8 protein-coding genes and 1 pseudogene are annotated in these 16,545 nt (G+C 69.1%); 6 read left to right on the top strand and 3 right to left on the bottom strand.

From position 1 onward, the window contains the following. The first annotated feature begins 4 nt into the window (after window positions 1-4). Window positions 5-370 carry a MerR family transcriptional regulator gene (locus ACFWPQ_RS29150; RefSeq protein WP_384040986.1) on the top strand — a complete coding sequence of 122 codons (366 nt, stop codon included), beginning with the start codon at window positions 5-7 and terminating at the stop codon, window positions 368-370. 18 nt (window positions 371-388) lie between these two features. Here ACFWPQ_RS29150 and ACFWPQ_RS29155 read toward each other — a convergent pair. Continuing rightward, a pseudogene (locus ACFWPQ_RS29155) lies at window positions 389-685 on the bottom strand (SDR family NAD(P)-dependent oxidoreductase); the annotation flags it as partial. Window positions 686-1,117: 432 nt separating this feature from the next. Here ACFWPQ_RS29155 and ACFWPQ_RS29160 point away from each other — a divergent pair. The 3 genes from ACFWPQ_RS29160 (at window position 1,118) to ACFWPQ_RS29170 (ending at window position 13,695) form a co-directional block, all read left to right on the top strand. Further along, complete coding sequence (locus tag ACFWPQ_RS29160; protein WP_384040989.1) at window positions 1,118-1,834, top strand: HNH endonuclease family protein; 717 nt, start codon at window positions 1,118-1,120, stop codon at window positions 1,832-1,834. A gap of 264 nt (window positions 1,835-2,098) precedes the next feature. Beyond that, a complete protein-coding gene (locus tag ACFWPQ_RS29165) occupies window positions 2,099-13,177 on the top strand; it encodes a LamG-like jellyroll fold domain-containing protein (RefSeq protein ID WP_384040992.1) in 11,079 nt (3,692 codons plus the stop codon). Further along, on the top strand, window positions 13,174-13,695 hold the full coding sequence (locus ACFWPQ_RS29170; protein ID WP_384040995.1) for a hypothetical protein: 522 nt from the start codon (window positions 13,174-13,176) through the stop codon (window positions 13,693-13,695). Before ACFWPQ_RS29165 ends, ACFWPQ_RS29170 begins: the two co-directional genes overlap by 4 nt. Before the next feature lie 467 nt (window positions 13,696-14,162). On the opposite strand, the gene ACFWPQ_RS29175 is transcribed toward ACFWPQ_RS29170, so the two are convergent. Further along, window positions 14,163-14,363 (bottom strand): hypothetical protein, encoded by a 201-nt coding sequence (locus ACFWPQ_RS29175; RefSeq protein ID WP_384040998.1) that lies wholly within the window; start codon window positions 14,361-14,363, stop codon window positions 14,163-14,165. A gap of 233 nt (window positions 14,364-14,596) precedes the next feature. Between ACFWPQ_RS29175 and ACFWPQ_RS29180 the strand changes: the two genes are divergently transcribed. Then, window positions 14,597-15,154, top strand: a complete 558-nt coding sequence (locus tag ACFWPQ_RS29180) for a hypothetical protein (protein WP_384041002.1) — start codon at window positions 14,597-14,599, stop codon at window positions 15,152-15,154. Between the two features lie 24 nt (window positions 15,155-15,178). Here the strand turns inward: ACFWPQ_RS29180 and ACFWPQ_RS29185 are convergent, their stop codons facing one another. Then, window positions 15,179-15,616 carry a hypothetical protein gene (locus tag ACFWPQ_RS29185; protein ID WP_384041005.1) on the bottom strand — a complete coding sequence of 146 codons (438 nt, stop codon included), beginning with the start codon at window positions 15,614-15,616 and terminating at the stop codon, window positions 15,179-15,181. Between the two features lie 36 nt (window positions 15,617-15,652). Between ACFWPQ_RS29185 and ACFWPQ_RS29190 the strand changes: the two genes are divergently transcribed. Next, complete coding sequence (locus tag ACFWPQ_RS29190; RefSeq protein ID WP_384041007.1) at window positions 15,653-16,537, top strand: hypothetical protein; 885 nt, start codon at window positions 15,653-15,655, stop codon at window positions 16,535-16,537. Window positions 16,538-16,545 lie beyond the last annotated feature (8 nt).

Below are 16,545 nucleotides of genomic sequence, written 5' to 3' on the forward strand. Positions count from 1 at the left end.
GGATGTGCGGATCGGTGAGATGGCGCGGGCGACCGGATCGACACCGCGCGCCCTGCGCCACTACGAACAGGCGGGCCTGATCACCTCCGTACGTGCCGCCAACGGCTATCGCGCGTACGACGCCCGGACGGCCGTACGCGTCCGCAACATCCGCCGGCTGCTGGCGGCGGGCCTCACCCTGGACGACGTACGGGCCTTCCTGCCCTGCCTGGACGGCGAGGTCACCGCCGGTCGCGCCTCGGCGCGGGGCCTGCGGATCGCCCGGGACCGGCTGGCGGTCCTGGACGCGCGGATAGCGGCGCAGACGGAGGTACGGGAGCGACTGGCGGCGGCGCTGCGCGAGGCGGGGGAGCCGCGCGAGACGGTCTGACCCGGCGCCGTCCCGGGTTCAGGCGACGACCGCCCCGCCGTCCACCGGCAGCACCACGCCGGTCACGAACGACGCCTTGGGCGAGGCGAGCCGCGTGATGGCCCAGGCGACCTCCTCGGGGCGGCCGATCCGGCCGAGCGGGGTGTGGTCGAGCTGCCATCTGCGCAGGGCGGACCGCTGTTCCGGGGTGTACCCGGAGTGGTCGGCGATCGGTGTCTCGATCGCGCCCGGGGCCACCGCGACCACCCGGATCCCGAGCGGGGCCAGTTCGACGGCCCAGCTGCGGGTGAGCACTTCGAGGGCGGAGGCTCTCGCTCATGCCGGAATCGTCGGACCCTGACACCGGCGTCAAGGTCAAGTCCACCCCGAGCGGCTCCGCGGGCCCCGAGCGGCTCCGTGGGACCCGAGCGGCTCCGTGGGACCCGAGCGGCTCCGTGGGACCCGAGCGGCTCCGCGGGCCCTGAGCGGCTCCACGGGCCCGCAAGACCCCGAGGCTTCGGGAGGCGTTCGGGCATGGCAAGGTGTGCGGCGCGCCATCGGGGGCATTCGGTCGCCGCGGGGAGTGAGCGGGCGCGAAGGTCTGCGGTCCGGGCTTCCCCCCGGGCGGCGATCGGATGCCGATAAGGGCGAGTTGGCGGCATAAGCCCCTTTGGGCGGCATCTGGCCCGAACCGTGCGGCAGTTACCGTTGGACCAGCAGAAATCCGCCCGTGCGGAGGCGGACAGAGGCAAGAAAGAGGGGGCGCACGTGGCGCGTCTGTGGAGCGGGGCGGTCACCGCCGTCGTCGTGTTGTTCGCCGTGGCCGGATGCAACGACCTGGAGGACAAGGGGAGTTCGGGAGCCCAGGGCTCGGGCGGCGGGGGAGCGGCGCTGACCGCCGCCGACTCGCTGACCGTCAAGGGCAGGGCGCCGAAGACCGGTTACTCCCGGGAGAAGTTCGGCTCCGCCTGGGCGGACACGGACTCCAACTCCTGCGACACCCGGGACGACATCCTCAAGCGCGACCTGAAGGAGGTGAAGTTCACCGACGGCGACTGCAAGGTCTCCTACGGAGTCCTGGAGCCGGACCCGTACTCCGGCAAGGAGGTCACCTACCGGCGGGGCCGCAGCCTGGTCGACATAGACCACCTCGTCGCCCTCTCGGACGCCTGGCAGAAGGGCGCCAAGTACTGGGACGCCAGCAAGCGCATAGCCCTGGCCAACGACCCGCTGAACCTCCTGGCGGTCGACGCGAGTGCGAACCGGGGCAAGGGCGACGGCGACGCGGCCACCTGGCTCCCGACGAACAAGGCCTACCGCTGCACCTACGTCGCCGCGCAGGTGGCCGTGAAGAAGAAGTACGGCCTGTGGGTCACCGCCGCCGAGAAGGCCGCGATGAAGAAGGTCCTCGAAACCTGTCCCGGGCAGGAACTCCCCTCGGGCGGCAACCCGACCAAGGCACCGGAGAGGTTCCACGCGGCCTGAGGGCGGCGGCCCCCTCCGCGGGGTCCGGCCTTGGCAAACGTAAACGCGGGCACAAGTGCATAACGGCTCGGCGTAACGGGAGTGGTGTGAGCGTAAGGAATTGATAAAGAGCAAAAGGGGGCAGCCGGGGTAAGACGGGGCCGGTTCAGCAAGCGCTGGTCAAGATCGCTCCAAGGGTCCCCCTTCGCTTCTGTTCATAGCGTGTACACAACAGGCAGGATCTCTTCGTTTTCCCTGCCCTTCCTGCCTGTTGGAGTCACTCCCGTGCGCTTCAGGTCACTTCGCCGTGCCCGCTCCGCCCGTCGCACCCGACGGCTGCGGCGCTGTGCCGCGCTGTTCGCCCTCGTCGGACTCGCGCTGACGCTGACCACCCAGGAGGCCGCGGCCGAGGGCATGCAGCTGGCGGCGGTCCAGCTGCCCGGCCTCAGCCTGAAGTCGCTGGCGTCCTGGTTCGAGGACCCGCACTGGGGCAAGCTGCCGCACCAGCAGTCGGGCACGGCCGCCGGCCGCGCACACCACGTCTCCGCACAGGCCACCGCCGCCCACCGCGGCAAGGGGCAGAAGCCCGGAAAGGGCCGCGGCGAGCTGTCCGCCTACCAGGCGCACAACGCCAAGCCGGCCCAGGGCCGCAGCGCCGGCGGCCACTTCGACCCGAAGACCAGCAAGCTCAGCACCACCAAGTCCTCGCGCACCGAGAGCGTCTACCGGAACGCGGACGGCAGCACCACCCGCGAGATGTACACCAGACCCGTCAACTACCAGGTCGGCAAGGGCAGATGGGCGCCCATCGACGTGGACGTACGGGCCGGACCCGACGGCCGCTGGTACGAGAAGGCCAACTCCGTCGCCGTCGACTTCGGCGCCAGGGCCACCGACTCCGCCCTCGCCTCCCTGGCCGACGGCAACGGCCACCGCATCGCCTACGCCCTGCAGGGCGCCGCCCCCGTCAAGGGCACCGCCGACGGCTCCACCGTCACCTACCACGGCGTCCTGGCCGACACGGACCTCGCGCTCTCCCCCACCGCCACCGGCGTCAAGGAGTCCGTCGTCCTCGACTCCGCCGACGCGGACAACACCTGGACCTTCCCGCTCACCCTCAAGGGCCTCACCCCCGTCCAGCAGCAGAACGGCTGGACCGACCTGCGGGACTCCGCCGGCAAGACCGTCGAGCGCATCCCCCCGGCGTACGCCTTCGACTCGAAGGTGAACCCGCGCTCCGGCGACCCGGCCACCACCCACGACGTCACCACCAAGCTCGTCCGCACCGACAGCGGCTACGCCCTGCGGATCACCCTGGACAAGGGCTGGCTGCACAGCGCCAAGAGGCTCTTCCCCGTCACCGTCGACCCCACCGTCGACGACGGCTGGACCACCACCTACGTCGAGTCCGGCTACGCCGCCCAGGACCGCTCCTACGAGCAGACCATCAAGGTCGGCTCCTACGACTCCGGCACCCACAGCGCGATCAGCCTCGTCAACCACTGGGACACCGCCTGGGACGCCAGCGGCGCCACCGTCACCGAGTCCCACCTGGACATCTTCGACACCTGGGCCGCCACCTGCACCGCCGAGCGCTTCGACGTCGCCCTGGTCACCTCGGCCTGGACCCCGGAGACCGCCACCAGCTACCCGGGCCCCTCCACCGGCTCCTCCATCGGCAACCTCACCCCGAGCGTGCCCAACGCCTGCGCCAACACCGCCGCCGACCGCACCGTCGGCGACTGGCTCCAGGTCCCGCTGTCCACCTCCGCCATCCAGGGCTGGTTCAGCGGCACCAGCGCCGACTACGGCCTCGCGGTGTACGCCTCGACGAGCGACGCCCTGCACTGGAAGCAGTTCGGCTCCTTCAACGACCCCGGGGACGGCCCGCACCTCCTGGTCACCTACACCGGCAACACCGCGCCGCAGCTGTACGAGCAGTTCCCGGCCGACAACGCCGTCGAGTACACCACCACGCCCGAGCTGACCGCCTGGGCCGGCGGCGCCAACTCCACCAGCGGCTCCAGCAACCAGTACCTGTTCCGCGTCTACGACTCCAGCGGCACCAAGGTCGCCGACTCGGGCCTGGTCTCCACCGGCGACTGGACCGTGCCCACGGGCAAGCTGGCCTGGGGCAAGAGCTACTCGTGGACCGTGCAGGCGTACGACTCCACGACCGCCCTGTACTCCACGGCGACGTCGTACGCGATGTCCGTGGAGGTCCCGCAGACCGTCATCACCTCGGGGCTGTCGCAGAACAGCAGCGACCACGGCTTCGACGCGACCAGCCGCAACTACACGACCAACGACACCGACGCGTCCATCTCCACCGTCGGCCCGTCCCTGGACGTCGAGCGCGACTACAACTCCCGCGACCCGCGCTCGACGGGCGCGTTCGGCGCCGGCTGGTCGAGCATCTTCGACGCGCGGGCCGCCGAGCACTACACCGCCGCCGGCGCGGTCTCCAGCGTCTTCGTCACCTACCCCGACGGCTCCGAGGTCGGCTACGGCAAGAACAGCGACGGCACCTTCACACCCGGCAACGGACGCTTCGCCACCTTCCAGACGGTCACCGCCGGCGGCTACAAGCTGACCGACAAGGACGACACCGTCTACGCCTTCACCAAGAGCCTGGGCTCGGGTGTCTACGGCCTGGACTCGGTCACCGACGCCAACGGCCGGTCCGTCAACTTCACCTGGACCAGCGGCCACGTCACCCTGATGAAGTCCGCCGTCTCCGGCCGCTCCCTCAGCCTGACCTGGTCCACGCCCAGCGGCGCCTCGGCCGCGCACGTCGCCACCGTCACCACCGACCCCGTCACCGCGGGCAACTCGGCCACCACCGAGACGTGGAACTACGGCTACACCGGCGACCAGCTCACCACCGTGTGCCCGCCGGTGTCGGCCACCAAGTGCACCACCTACGGCTACACCAGCGGATCGCCGTACCAGACCGCCTCCCTCGACCTCGACCCGCACGCCTACTGGCCGCTGTCGGAGTCCTCCGGCACCACCGCCAAGGACGCCGTCGTCGCCAACGAGGGCACCACCGACGCCACCTACCAGAACGTCACCCTCGGCGCCGCAGGACCGCTGACCGGCTCCTCCGCCACGGCCGCCACCTTCAACGGCACCACCTCCGACATCTCGCTGCCGAAGAACCTCGGCAACGACACCGACTCCGGCGCGATCTCGCTGTGGTTCAAGACGTCGGCGGGTCCGGGCGTGCTGTACTCCTACGCCTCCCAGCCGATCGGCTCGGGACAGGCGGCCGGCTTCTACACGCCGTCCGTCTACGTCGGCACCGACGGCAAGCTGAACGCCGAGTTCTGGTACAGCGGCGGCGAGAACCCGATCCAGACCTCCGCCTCGGTCGCCGACGGCAAGTGGCACCACGTGGTGCTGTCCGCCGCGGGCAACTCGCAGACCCTGTACCTGGACAACACCAAGATCGGCTCGCGGACCGGCACCGTCTCCATCAAGAGCGCCACCGCCTTCGGCAAGAACCAGGTCTACAACTACCTCGGCACCGGCTTCCTCGGCGGCGCCTGGCCCGACGAACCGAACTACTCCACCTCGTCCTCGGCCGGCACCGCCAGCTACTTCACCGGCTCCATCGCCGACGTCGCCTGGTACAGCCGCCCCCTGGTGGCCGCCGACGTCAGCGACCTGTACAAGTACGGCACCCACAGCGCCAGCCTGCTGACCTCGGTCAAGCGGCCGTCCGGCAAGACCTACGCCGCGATGGTGTACGACACCGACTCCACCGCGCTGACCCAGCTCACCGACGAGAACGGCGGCGTGTGGAAGCTCGGCGCGCCCACCGTCACCGGCTCCAGCGACACCTACCGCGGCGCGGTCCTCGGCGGCGCCCCGCTCCAGTACTACCGCCTCGGCGAAGCGGCGGGCGCCACCCAGGCGCTGGACGAGGTGCGCGGCGGCAACGGCACGTACAGCGCGGTGACGCTCGGCGCGAGCGGACCCTTCAGCGACCACACCACCGCCTCCTTCAACGGCAGCACCTCGTACGTGGAGGTGCCCGCCGCCCTGCTGCACGCGAAGAGCGACCGCAGCGTCGAGCTGTGGTTCAAGACCGCCGCGCAGGGCGTCCTGATCGGCGACCAGTCCGTGGCCATCGCCGGCGCGACCTCCGCGACCGGCACCTGGACGCCGGTGCTGTACGTCGGCAGCGACGGCAAGCTGCACGGCCACTTCTGGTCCGGCAGCGGCTCGGGCTCCACGGCCTTCGGCTCCACCGGCACGGTCACCGACAGCGCCTGGCACCACGTGGCGCTCACGGTGAGCGGCACCACCCAGACGATGTACCTGGACGGCATCAAGCAGGCCGCCTACACCGGCGCGCCCAACGACCAGTCCAACAGCCACGTCTACATCGGCGCCGGCTTCGCCAAGAGCTGGCTGAACACACCGGGCGAGGTCAGCCACTTCAACGGCTCCATCGCCGAGGTGTCCTTCTACGGCACCGGCCTCACCCAGGACGACGTCGACGCCCACTTCGAGGCCGCCAAGGACTCCACGGGCCTGCTGCCGGTGAAGACGGTGAAGGTCACCACCCCGACCACCGCGACCACCACCTACACCTACGACGTCCTGCACGACGACCGCGAGCTGAGCGAGACCGACGCCCTCGGCAACACCACCCGCTTCGGCTACGACACCGCCGGCTTCGAGCACACCGTCACCGACCCCAACGGGGCGATGACCACCACCGGCCACGATGTCCGCGGCAACATCGTCTCCTCGACGACCTGCCAGGACCAGGCCGCCAACAAGTGCAACACCGAGTACTACACGTACTACCCGGACGACACCACGGCCCAGCTGACCACCGCCGACCCGCGCAACGACCAGCTGCTGACCGAGCGGGACGGCCGCTCCGCGTCCGCCACCGACACCACGTACCTGACGTCGTACACGTACGACTCGGCGGGCGACCAGACCGCCGTCACCGGCCCGGCCGTCCCCGGCTTCCCGAACGGCCGTACCTCCGCCACCCAGTACAGCGACGGCACCAGCACCTTCCCGTCGGCCGACGGCGGCGTCGTCCCGGCCGGCCTGCCGGTGAAGACCACCAGCCCCGGCGGCGCGGTCAACCAGGTCGCCTACTTCGCCGACGGCGACGTGGCCTCCACCACGGACGCCATCGGCCTGGTCACCTCGTACAGCTACGACGGCCTGGGCCGGGTCACCAGCCAGAAGGCGGTCTCCGACACCTACCCGAACGGCCTGGTCACCTCGTACAAGTACGACGCGGCCGACGAGGTCGTCGAGGAGCACGACCCGCAGATCACCGACCGGCTCAGCGGCGCCACCCACTCCGCGGTGAGCAGCACGGTCTTCGACGAGGACGGCAACGTCACCTCGCAGACCGTCGCCGACGCGAGCGGCGGCGACAGCTCCCGCACCCAGACGTGGACCTACGACGCCTACGACCACGTCCTGACCGAGGCCGACGCCAACGCGGCCGCGGGCGCGAGCAACGGCAACACCACCACGTACACCTACGACTCCTCCGGCAACCGCACGAAGGAGGTCGCGTCCAACGGCGACGAGACCCGCTACTCGTACGACGCCGAGGGCAACCTGCTCACGCAGGGCCTGATGTACACGGGCGACCCGGTGAGCCCGCAGACCGCGAGCCTGCTCACCGAGGAGTCGCGCGCCTACGACCCCTCCGGCCGCCTGGCGTCCGTCACCGACGCGATGGGCAACACCACGTCGTACACCTACACGGACGACGGCCTGCTCGCGACGGCGACGAAGAAGAGCGCCGACGGCTCCGGCAGCTACGTCCTGGAGTCGGACGCGTACGACGCGGCCGGCAACATGGTCTCCCAGACCACCGACAACGGCGAGACGGTCACCAACTTCACGGTGGACGCGGCCGCCCGCACCACCGCCACCACCGTCGACCCGACCGGCGTGGACCGCGTCACCAGCGTCTCCTACACGCCGGACGACCAGGTCGCCACTCAGACCGACCACGACGCCACCGGCGCCGACCGCACGGTCACCAGCACCTACGACGACATGGGCAACCTCCTCGGCGAGACGCTGTACGGAGACGCCTCCGGGCACCCCGCGGGCTGGTGGAAGCTGAACCAGACCGCCGGCCGCTCCGTCACCGACTCCTCCGGCAGCGGCAACACCGCGACCGCGGGCAGCGGCGTGACCTGGTCGGACGGCGCCGCGCAGTTCAGCGGCGACACCTCAGGCAACGGCGACATCGTCGCCACCAACGGCCCGGTCCTGGACACCAGCGCCTCCTACACCGTCTCGGCCTGGGTGAAGCTGCACGACACCTCCACCTTCCGGACCTTCGTCGCCCAGGGCGGCACCAACCGGGGCTCCTTCTACCTGCAGTACGCGTCCAGCCAGGGCGTCTACCGCCTCATCTCACCCAGCTCGGACTCCTCCGGCACCCCGTCCGCGTACTACAACGCGTACGCCTCCACCGCCCCGGCTCTGGACACCTGGACCCAGCTGGTCGGCGTCTTCGACGCCTCGACCGGCACCATGAGCCTCTACGTCAACGGCTCCCTCGCGGGCACCGCCGCCAACACCTCGCCGTGGACCGGCACCGGCCCGCTGTCCGTCGGCGGCGTGAAGACCGCCGGCGGCTCCGTCGCCAACGTGGTCAACGGAGCGGCGAGCAACGTCCAGACCTACCAGCGGGCCCTGTCCGCCTCCGAGATCTCCTCCCTCTACGGCAAGGGCCGCTCGGGCGGCACGGTCGGCTCGTCCGACGAGCAGACCACCAAGTGGACGTACGACAAGCGCGGCCTGCCGACGTCCATGACGGACGCCGACACCAACACCACCAACTACGCCTACGACGAGGCGGGCAACCTCGCGCTCACCACCGCACCGGCCGTGCAGGTGGAGAAGGACGGCACCAGCCCGGACACCGAGCGCCCGACGACCGTCTCCGGCTTCAACACCTTCGGCGAGGCGGTCGAGGAACAGGACCCGGACGGCAACACCACCACCACGGCGTACGACGCCAACGGCGACAAGGTCTCCGAGACCCTGCCGACGTACACCCCGGCGGGCGCGGCCTCGCCGAACGCCGGCACCACGGTGTGGACGTACGACAGCCAGGGCAACCAGACCTCGGTCACCACCCCCGGCGGCAAGACGACGTCCTACCTGTACGACCAGATGGGCGACCTCGCCCAGATCACCGAGCCGGACACCACCAAGACGCACGCCACCTACGACACGGCCGGCGACCAGCTGACGTCGACGGACGCCACCGGCGCCCAGACCCAGGCGACCTACGACTACCTCGGCCGCCAGCTGACCCAGACCACCCTGGAGCGCTACCCGTCGACGCGCACGCTGACGTCGCACTACTCCTACGGGGTCACGACCGGCAACCCGTACGGCTCGCACCTGGCCTCGGCGACATCGCCGGGCGGGGTGGCCACCTCCTACGGCTACAACCGGGCCGGTGACACCACCTCGGTCACGGACGGCGCGGGCAACACCACCCGCTACACCTACGACTTCGAGGGCAACCAGCAGAAGGCGATCCTCGCCGACAACAGCTACACGCAGACGGACTACAACGCCGCCGGCGACCCGGCGCAGACCACGCAGTACGACGCGAACGGCACCGTCCTCGCGCAGTCCTCGACGGGCTACGACGGCGTCGGCAACGTCACCTCGATCACCGACGCCCGCAACCACACCAGCCACTTCACCTACGACGCGGCGGGCACGATCACCCAGGAGATCCAGCCGGTCGACGACACGACGTCGATCACGACGACGTTCGGCTACGACGCGGCCGGCAACCGCACCCGGTTCACCGACGGCCGGGGCAACTCCTGGCGCTACACGTACACGCCGTGGGGCCAGCAGGAGAAGGTGATCGAGCCGACGACGGCGCAGTACACGTCGGCGGCGGACTCCACGACGACGTACGCGTACGACAACGACGGCCAGCTGACCGACGTGACACTGCCCGGCGGTGTCACCACGTCCCTGTCCTACGACTCGGTCGGCCAGCTCAAGTCGATGTCCGGCTCCGCCGCGGACGCGGCGACGGCCACCCGCAGCTTCAGCTACGACTCCGACGGCCGTGTCCTGTCGGCGGACACCGCCGAGGCGGGCACCACGGGCGCCGCCGACCACCAGGCGTCCACGCACGACGCGTTCACCTACGACGACCGCGGCGACGTGCTGACCACCTCCGGTTCGGCCGGCTCGTCCAGCTTCGCGTACACCGACGACGGTTCGATGTCCTCGCGCACGGATGCGGCGGGCACCACGAGCTACGGCTACGACTCCGCGGGCCGCCTGTCGTCACTGAACGACGCGGCGACCGGCAAGCAGCTGACGTACTCGTACGACAACCTGAACGAGCTGACGTCGATCAAGTACGGCTCGACGGGCCAGACCAGGTCCTTCGGCTACAACAGCGCACACGAACTGACCAGCGACACCCTGGTCCAGGGCGCGTCCACGCTGGCGAGCTTCGCCTACGGCTACGACAAGAACGGCAACCTGACGTCGAAGACGACGACCGGGGTGACGGGCGCGTCGGCGAACACCTACGCCTACGACTACGCGAACCGCCTGACGTCGTGGAACAACGGCACGACGACCACCGCCTACGCCTACGACGCGTCGGGCAACCGGATCCGCAACGGCTCGAACGTGTACACGTACGACGCCCGGGACGAGCTGACGTCGGACGGCGTGAACTCGTACGCCTACTCGGCACGCGGCACGATGACCCAGCAGTCCGCCACGTCCGGCACGGTGGCGCTCAAGGCGGACGCCTTCGGCGGCCAGGTGGTGGCCGGCTCCCAGTCGTACACGCTGGACGCGCTGGGCCGGAACATCACGGACACGGACACAAGTGACAGCTCGTCACGGACGTTCGCCTACTCCGGCGCGGACAACACGATCGCCTCGGACGGCGACACCACGTACACCTACGACCCCGCGGGCGGCGTGGTCGGCATCAAACCGTCCGGCGGAACCGCCGTCCTGGCCCTGACGGACCAGCACGCGGACGTCGTCGGCACGTTCACCTCGGGCGCGACGACCCTCTCCGGCTCCCAGTCCTACGACCCGTTGGGCAAGGTGCTGTCGACGTCCTCGATGGCCGGCCACCTCGGCTTCCAGTCCGGCTGGACCGAACCCGGCACCGGCGATGTCGGCACGGCGTCCCGCTGGTACGACCCGGCCACGGGCCAGTTCCTCAACAAGGACAGCGTCTCCCTGGACGCGACGCCTAACTCGGTGTCCGCGAACCCCTTCGCCTACGTCGACGACAACCCGATGGCCGGCACGGACGACTCGGGCAACTGCTCCTGGTACGACGTGGTGTGCGGTGCGAAGAAGGCCGTGCACCACGCCTCGCACGCCTACCACGCCGTCAAGCGCGCGGCCACGCACATCTACCACCGGGCCAAGGCTGCGGTGCACCGGGTGGTCAAGCGGGTCAAGCACACGGTGCGCAAGGTCGTGCACCACGTGCAGGACGTCTACCGCTCCACGGTGCGCTACACGCGGCACGTGTACCAGTACGCGGCCAGACACGTCAGGCGTGTCACCCACTACGCGGTCCATGCGCTGCATACCGCCTACCACAAGGTCTCCCACGCCGTGCACCGCGTGGTGCACGCGGTCAAGAAGGCCGTGCACAAGGTCGAGCACGTCGTGAAGAAGGCGGCGCACGCGGTCGCCCACGTGGCGCGGACCGCGTACCACGCGACGGTCACGGCGGCGAAGGCGACGGCGAAGTTCGTCAAGCACCACGAGGCGGCGATCACCTCGCTGGTGGTCTCCACGGTGGTGTTCGCCGGCTGCGAGGCGGCGACCGCGGGCGTGGGCTCCATCGGCTGCGCCGCGCTGGCGGGCGCGGCCGGCTCCCTGGTCGAACAGGGCTTCAAGTGCGCCGACAACGGCGGCGGCGACTGCAGCGTGGGCGCGTTCGCCGGCTCGGCGATCGAGGGCGCGGCCGCGGGCGCGGTCGGCGGAGCCCTCGGCGAGCTCGGCGGCCAGCTCCTGGCGAAGGCGGCCCCGAAGGCGATGAGCGCGGTGGGCGGCCTGTTCGGGAAGGGGGCGGCCGAGGCCGGGGAGTCCGCTGCGGCGGATGCCACGGAGGAGGCGGCTACTACGGGGGAGGCGGAGGCTTCGAGTACGAATGCGCAGTCGCATTCGGATGAGCCTGCGGCGGAGGAATCCGGGCCCAGCTGCGAGAAGCCGCACAGCTTCACCGGTTCGACGCCGGTGCTGATGGCCGACGGTTCGGCCAAGGCCATCGACCAGGTCAAGGTCGGCGACTCGATCGCCGACTCGGTGCCGGGCGTGACGGGTACGGAAGCGCACAAGGTCACCGCGGTCATCGTCACCTACACGGACCACGACTTCGTGGACCTGACCATCAAGCATGCGGCGTCCGAGGCGACGGCCAAGTCCACGCTGAAGGCGGGCGCGAAGGCGCTGGCCGGGAAGATCGCCAAGAAGGCGGCGCGCAAGGCGGCGTTCGGGCTGGCGGCGTCGGCGGCGGTGCTCGGCGCGTTGTCCGCGGGTCACGGCCATGCTGCGGCCGACCAGCCGGCGACGGCGACGGTTGCGGCGGTCAGCAACGCGGGCACGGCCCACCACACCAAGGCAGAGGCGGCGACCGCCGGGAACGGGGACGCGCGTCTCACGACGACGTTCCACCACCCCTTCTACGACAAGACCCGGTCGGCCTTCGTCGAGGCCAAGGACCTCATGACCGGCGACGTCCTCCAGACTCCGACCGGCACCACCGAGGTCACGGGTGTGCGTCTGTACCACGCGCACACCACGACCTATGACCTCACCATCGGAACCCTCCACACGTACTATGTGGAGGCCGGGGACACTCCCGTCCTCGTCCACAACGACAATTGCCCGGTATTCAAGGGCAGGTACAAAATCTCTGAACGGCAGAAGCAGAGTAATGTCGGATTCCGGTACCAGGAACATGTCACTGGTACAGATGAAGAACAATGGTGGGAGCATGACGGGGCGCTGACCAAGGTGGACGGTGGTCCGGATGAGAACGGTTTCATCACCGAGGCGAAGTGGACTGGAAACGACTATCCCAGTGCCTGGTCCCGGAGTCGCTATAATCCTTCCCATCCTGAGACCGTCTTCAATGAAAGCACCACTGTCGACCAAGCGCGGCGACTCTTGAACCTGAACAGTGCCCTGGGTGGTAGTGGTGTTCGCTACGCTGTTTCGAATTCGGGTGGCGCTGCGTTTTATCGGGCGGTCTTCCGAGAATGGTTCCCAGAGGAGATGGAAAGCGGTGTTCTGCAGGTATTCCATGTGTCGGCAGTGGGGATGAAATGATGCTCGATCTCGATCTGGAGCCCGTACTTCAGTTGGTGGGCCTGGCTGTACGGTTCGAGCGTCCGTGGGACGCGGAGCATGTGTCATCCGAGCTCGTCCGCTCAGGTTGGGAACCCATCGGCTCGGTATCCCTTCCGTATCCTAGGCGCTTGGAGCGGGATGGCTTGCCCCTGGGTATCACATATGATCAAGATCTTGTTGCCCTCGGCGTCACCCTCGCAGAATGGCCGGTCGATTGGAATTCTCCTGACTATGCCGGAGCTGTAGCCGACGATTACGAAGGTAAAATTCAGGATTGTCGGGAGCTGGCCGGCCGGCTTGCTGCCCTGCTCGGCCGCGAGTTTTCGGTCGAGTCGGAGGATCCGGTGCTTGATCAGGAAGAGTTTCCCTTCCTTCATGTGGACTGTTGGAAAGCGGCAAGCGTTCACGTGTCTTTGGGACTCATGCATCTGGACCCCGATGACACCCCCATCAGGGTTTCTCTGTACGTGAGTCAGGGGCACGCGGATTCACCCTGAGCAGGGTTTGAGATTCTCGGCCGATTTCGGCGTCCGGTTGGGCGGGGACCTGGTCCTTGCCGGGACTCGATGTGACGAGCACGGTGGGTACTTCGGCGGGGATGTTCGCCGTGCGGCGGCTCTCGCGCTTCGCTTCGGTCAGTGATCTCGACGATTGGGAGGACGGGGCCGCCGCGGGGTGTCGGCGCATTATGGCCTCAGGGGCCGGGAGGAACGGTACCGACTGATGTCGTCGCAGCCGTTCCTTCTTGTTTCTGACGGGCTCATTGCCCTGGGAGGACTCGAAGCTGTGGGGGGTGTCGGCTTCAGGTCCTTCGGGAAACCGACGAAGGATGCTTTGGGAGATTTCGTCTTCGAGATCTTTCGACAAGTGCCAGAGGCGGGTCGCCAGTACCGGCAGAGCCTGGAGAAGTTCACCGGGTAGCAGCCAACTTCGAGTCAGTTGTCCTGGTCGGTAGCGGCTGGGCTCACGCCAAGTGACATCGAGGCTGGAGCGACTTCAGGAAGTCGATCAGCTGTCCGGGCATTCTCTCGAACTCATGGGCACTCATCCGACAGTCCTCGAACTGCCCGTACATGTCCCCGAGTTCGATCTCGCCCGGCCCCACACGACTGACCTGTGCGCTCGCGGTCGCCAGGGTGTAGTCGTCGCCGAACTCCTCCGCCACTCGCGCAGATAGCTCTCCACGGAGTCGGGCGACTCGCCGAAGGGAATCAGCGCGGTCTCGACGGCGAGCCGCACGTTGTCCGGCACACCGGCGGGTGCGACGACCAAGACCATGCCATCCTCGTCCATCGTGAAGGACCACTCGTCGGTGTCCGTCATTCGTCGTCTTCCAGTCTCGAGTAAGCAGAAGGTGCCTCCGGCCGGCGTATCGGCCCATACCTCGAAGAGGAGAACATGTCTCCTGTCGGACGGCAGATCCAACTGCTCCTGCTGCCCGAAGACGAAGATCGGATACTGCAAGCGATTCGGGGCAGGTATCCGGAGGTGAAGCTCATCGACTACGTACCGTGGGCGGATGAGGAAACCCCGCCGGTGCGCGAGTCGGCTGCCGACTGTGGAACCATCGCAACCATCTGGAACCCCAGCATCCACCACAAATTGCCTGTGTATGTCGGTTCGAATGGTGCAGTCACCGGACCTGCAGTCGGGCCTGTCGTCCAATGGGTGCGGAGTTTGGAGAAGGTGCCCGGGACTCTGGAATCCGGGCGCTGGGCTGCGGGGTTCGACAAGGAGAGGGATCCGGAAATGGCCTCCTTCGTCGGGTCTCTTTGGAGGATATTGAACCGCTTCACGACCCACCGGATGGTGTGCACGAGAGGGGCTGGGGTGGACGCTCCCCCAGTTGCTCCGGAACGGCGCTTCAGAGTGGGTCGGAAGGCTGCCGAGCGGGCACTGGAGGGCAGCCTGAATCTGCGGTCGGGGGCGATGTACATGCGGCCCGAGGTCGGCTGAAGCCAGTGGCCCGGCGTCAGCGCGTCACCGGCAACCCCGCCGTGAACCGCGGCCCGTCCCCCCCCGGTGCTGCACCGGGAACGTCACCTTGAGGCCCTGCTCCTGGCCCGCCACCGACAGGTGGGTGACGTACTGCAGCCCCAGGAACGCCTTCTTCGAGCCGCCTGCGGAGACGTACGGCCGGGGCAGGCTCAGCAGCAGCTTGCCCGGTCTGCCGCCCCGGTTGCCGTCGAAGAAGAGCAGGCGCTGGTCGGCCATCACTATGTACAGCGGGCGAGGCGTGACCGTGGCCATGACCGTGCCCGCGCTGAGGACGCCCACCACGGCCGCGGTGAGTGCCTGCCTGCGTACGGAGACCGAGCCGACGCCGGCCAGGGAGGTGAACTCCACCTGTTCGCCCTGGAGCAGCAAGGGAGCTGCGGCGTCCAGCAGTTGGCGGGTGCGGCGGCTGTTGAGGGCCATGCCCCCGAGGCCGCCTGGCTGCGGCAGGCCGCCGCCGTGTCCGACTGGGCGTCGATCCGGCAGTACGTCGACGGGCTGCCGTACGGGACGGACCGCAGCTTCGCCGTGAGCGTGCTCTCCGAGGTCGACGGGGTCGAGCAGTGGCTGCACCCGCTCGTCGCCGCCGCTCCCGACGACGTGCTCGCCCTCACCGTGCTCGGCGCCCGTGAGGTGGACATCGGGTGGAAGATCCGGACCACGGCGCGCGCCAAGGACGTCAGCCGTGAGCAGTTCGCGGCACTGCACACACACCTGCGCCAGGCCGAGCAACTGCTGATCCGGGCCACCGCGCTCGATCCTTCGTACGACGCGGCCTGGGCCGAGCGGATCACCACCCCCATGGGGCTGCAACTCGGGCAGAACGAGGCGCGGCGCCGCTACGACCGGCTGGCCAGGCACCACCCGCACCACTTCAGCGCGCAGGGGCGGCTGCTGCAGCAGTTGCGCCCCAAGTGGAGCGGGAGCCGGGAGGCGGCCCACGACTTCGCCCGGGAGTGCCTGCTGCCCGCGCCCGAGGGGGCCATGACCGGCGGACTGGTGGCCGAGGTGCACATGGAACACTGGCTCGCCCTGCGCGGGCCGGAACGCGAGCAGTACCTGCGCCAGGACCACGTGCGCGCCGAACTCGTAGAGCCGCCGAGCGGTCCGCCCTCCACCCGTACTTCCACCGCGGTTATGGCTGGGTCACCGTCCTGGGCTGTTTCGCCGCGGTCTTCTCCCTCATGGAGGACACGGCACGGGCCGCCGCCTGCTTCCGCGCACTCGGCAGCCTCGCGTCCGGCTACCCCTGGAGCAATCTGGGCAAAGACGCCGCCGCGACCTACACACGCCACCGGGACACCGCCCTCGCCCGAGGATGACCACCGATCCCTCGTCCGATGACAACCACC

Origin of the sequence: Streptomyces sp. NPDC058464 (genome assembly GCF_042721035.1) — a bacterium.
Lineage (GTDB): Bacteria > Actinomycetota > Actinomycetes > Streptomycetales > Streptomycetaceae > Streptomyces.

What these genes read in the sequence shown, in the direction of transcription:
- ACFWPQ_RS29170 (WP_384040995.1), top strand. Translation starts at nt 13,174, where the DNA reads ATGATGCTCGATCTCGATCTGGAGCCCGTACTTCAGTTGGTGGGCCTG.
- ACFWPQ_RS29180 (WP_384041002.1), top strand. Translation starts at nt 14,597, where the DNA reads ATGTCTCCTGTCGGACGGCAGATCCAACTGCTCCTGCTGCCCGAAGAC.
- ACFWPQ_RS29185 (WP_384041005.1), bottom strand. Translation starts at nt 15,616, where the DNA reads ATGGCCCTCAACAGCCGCCGCACCCGCCAACTGCTGGACGCCGCAGCT.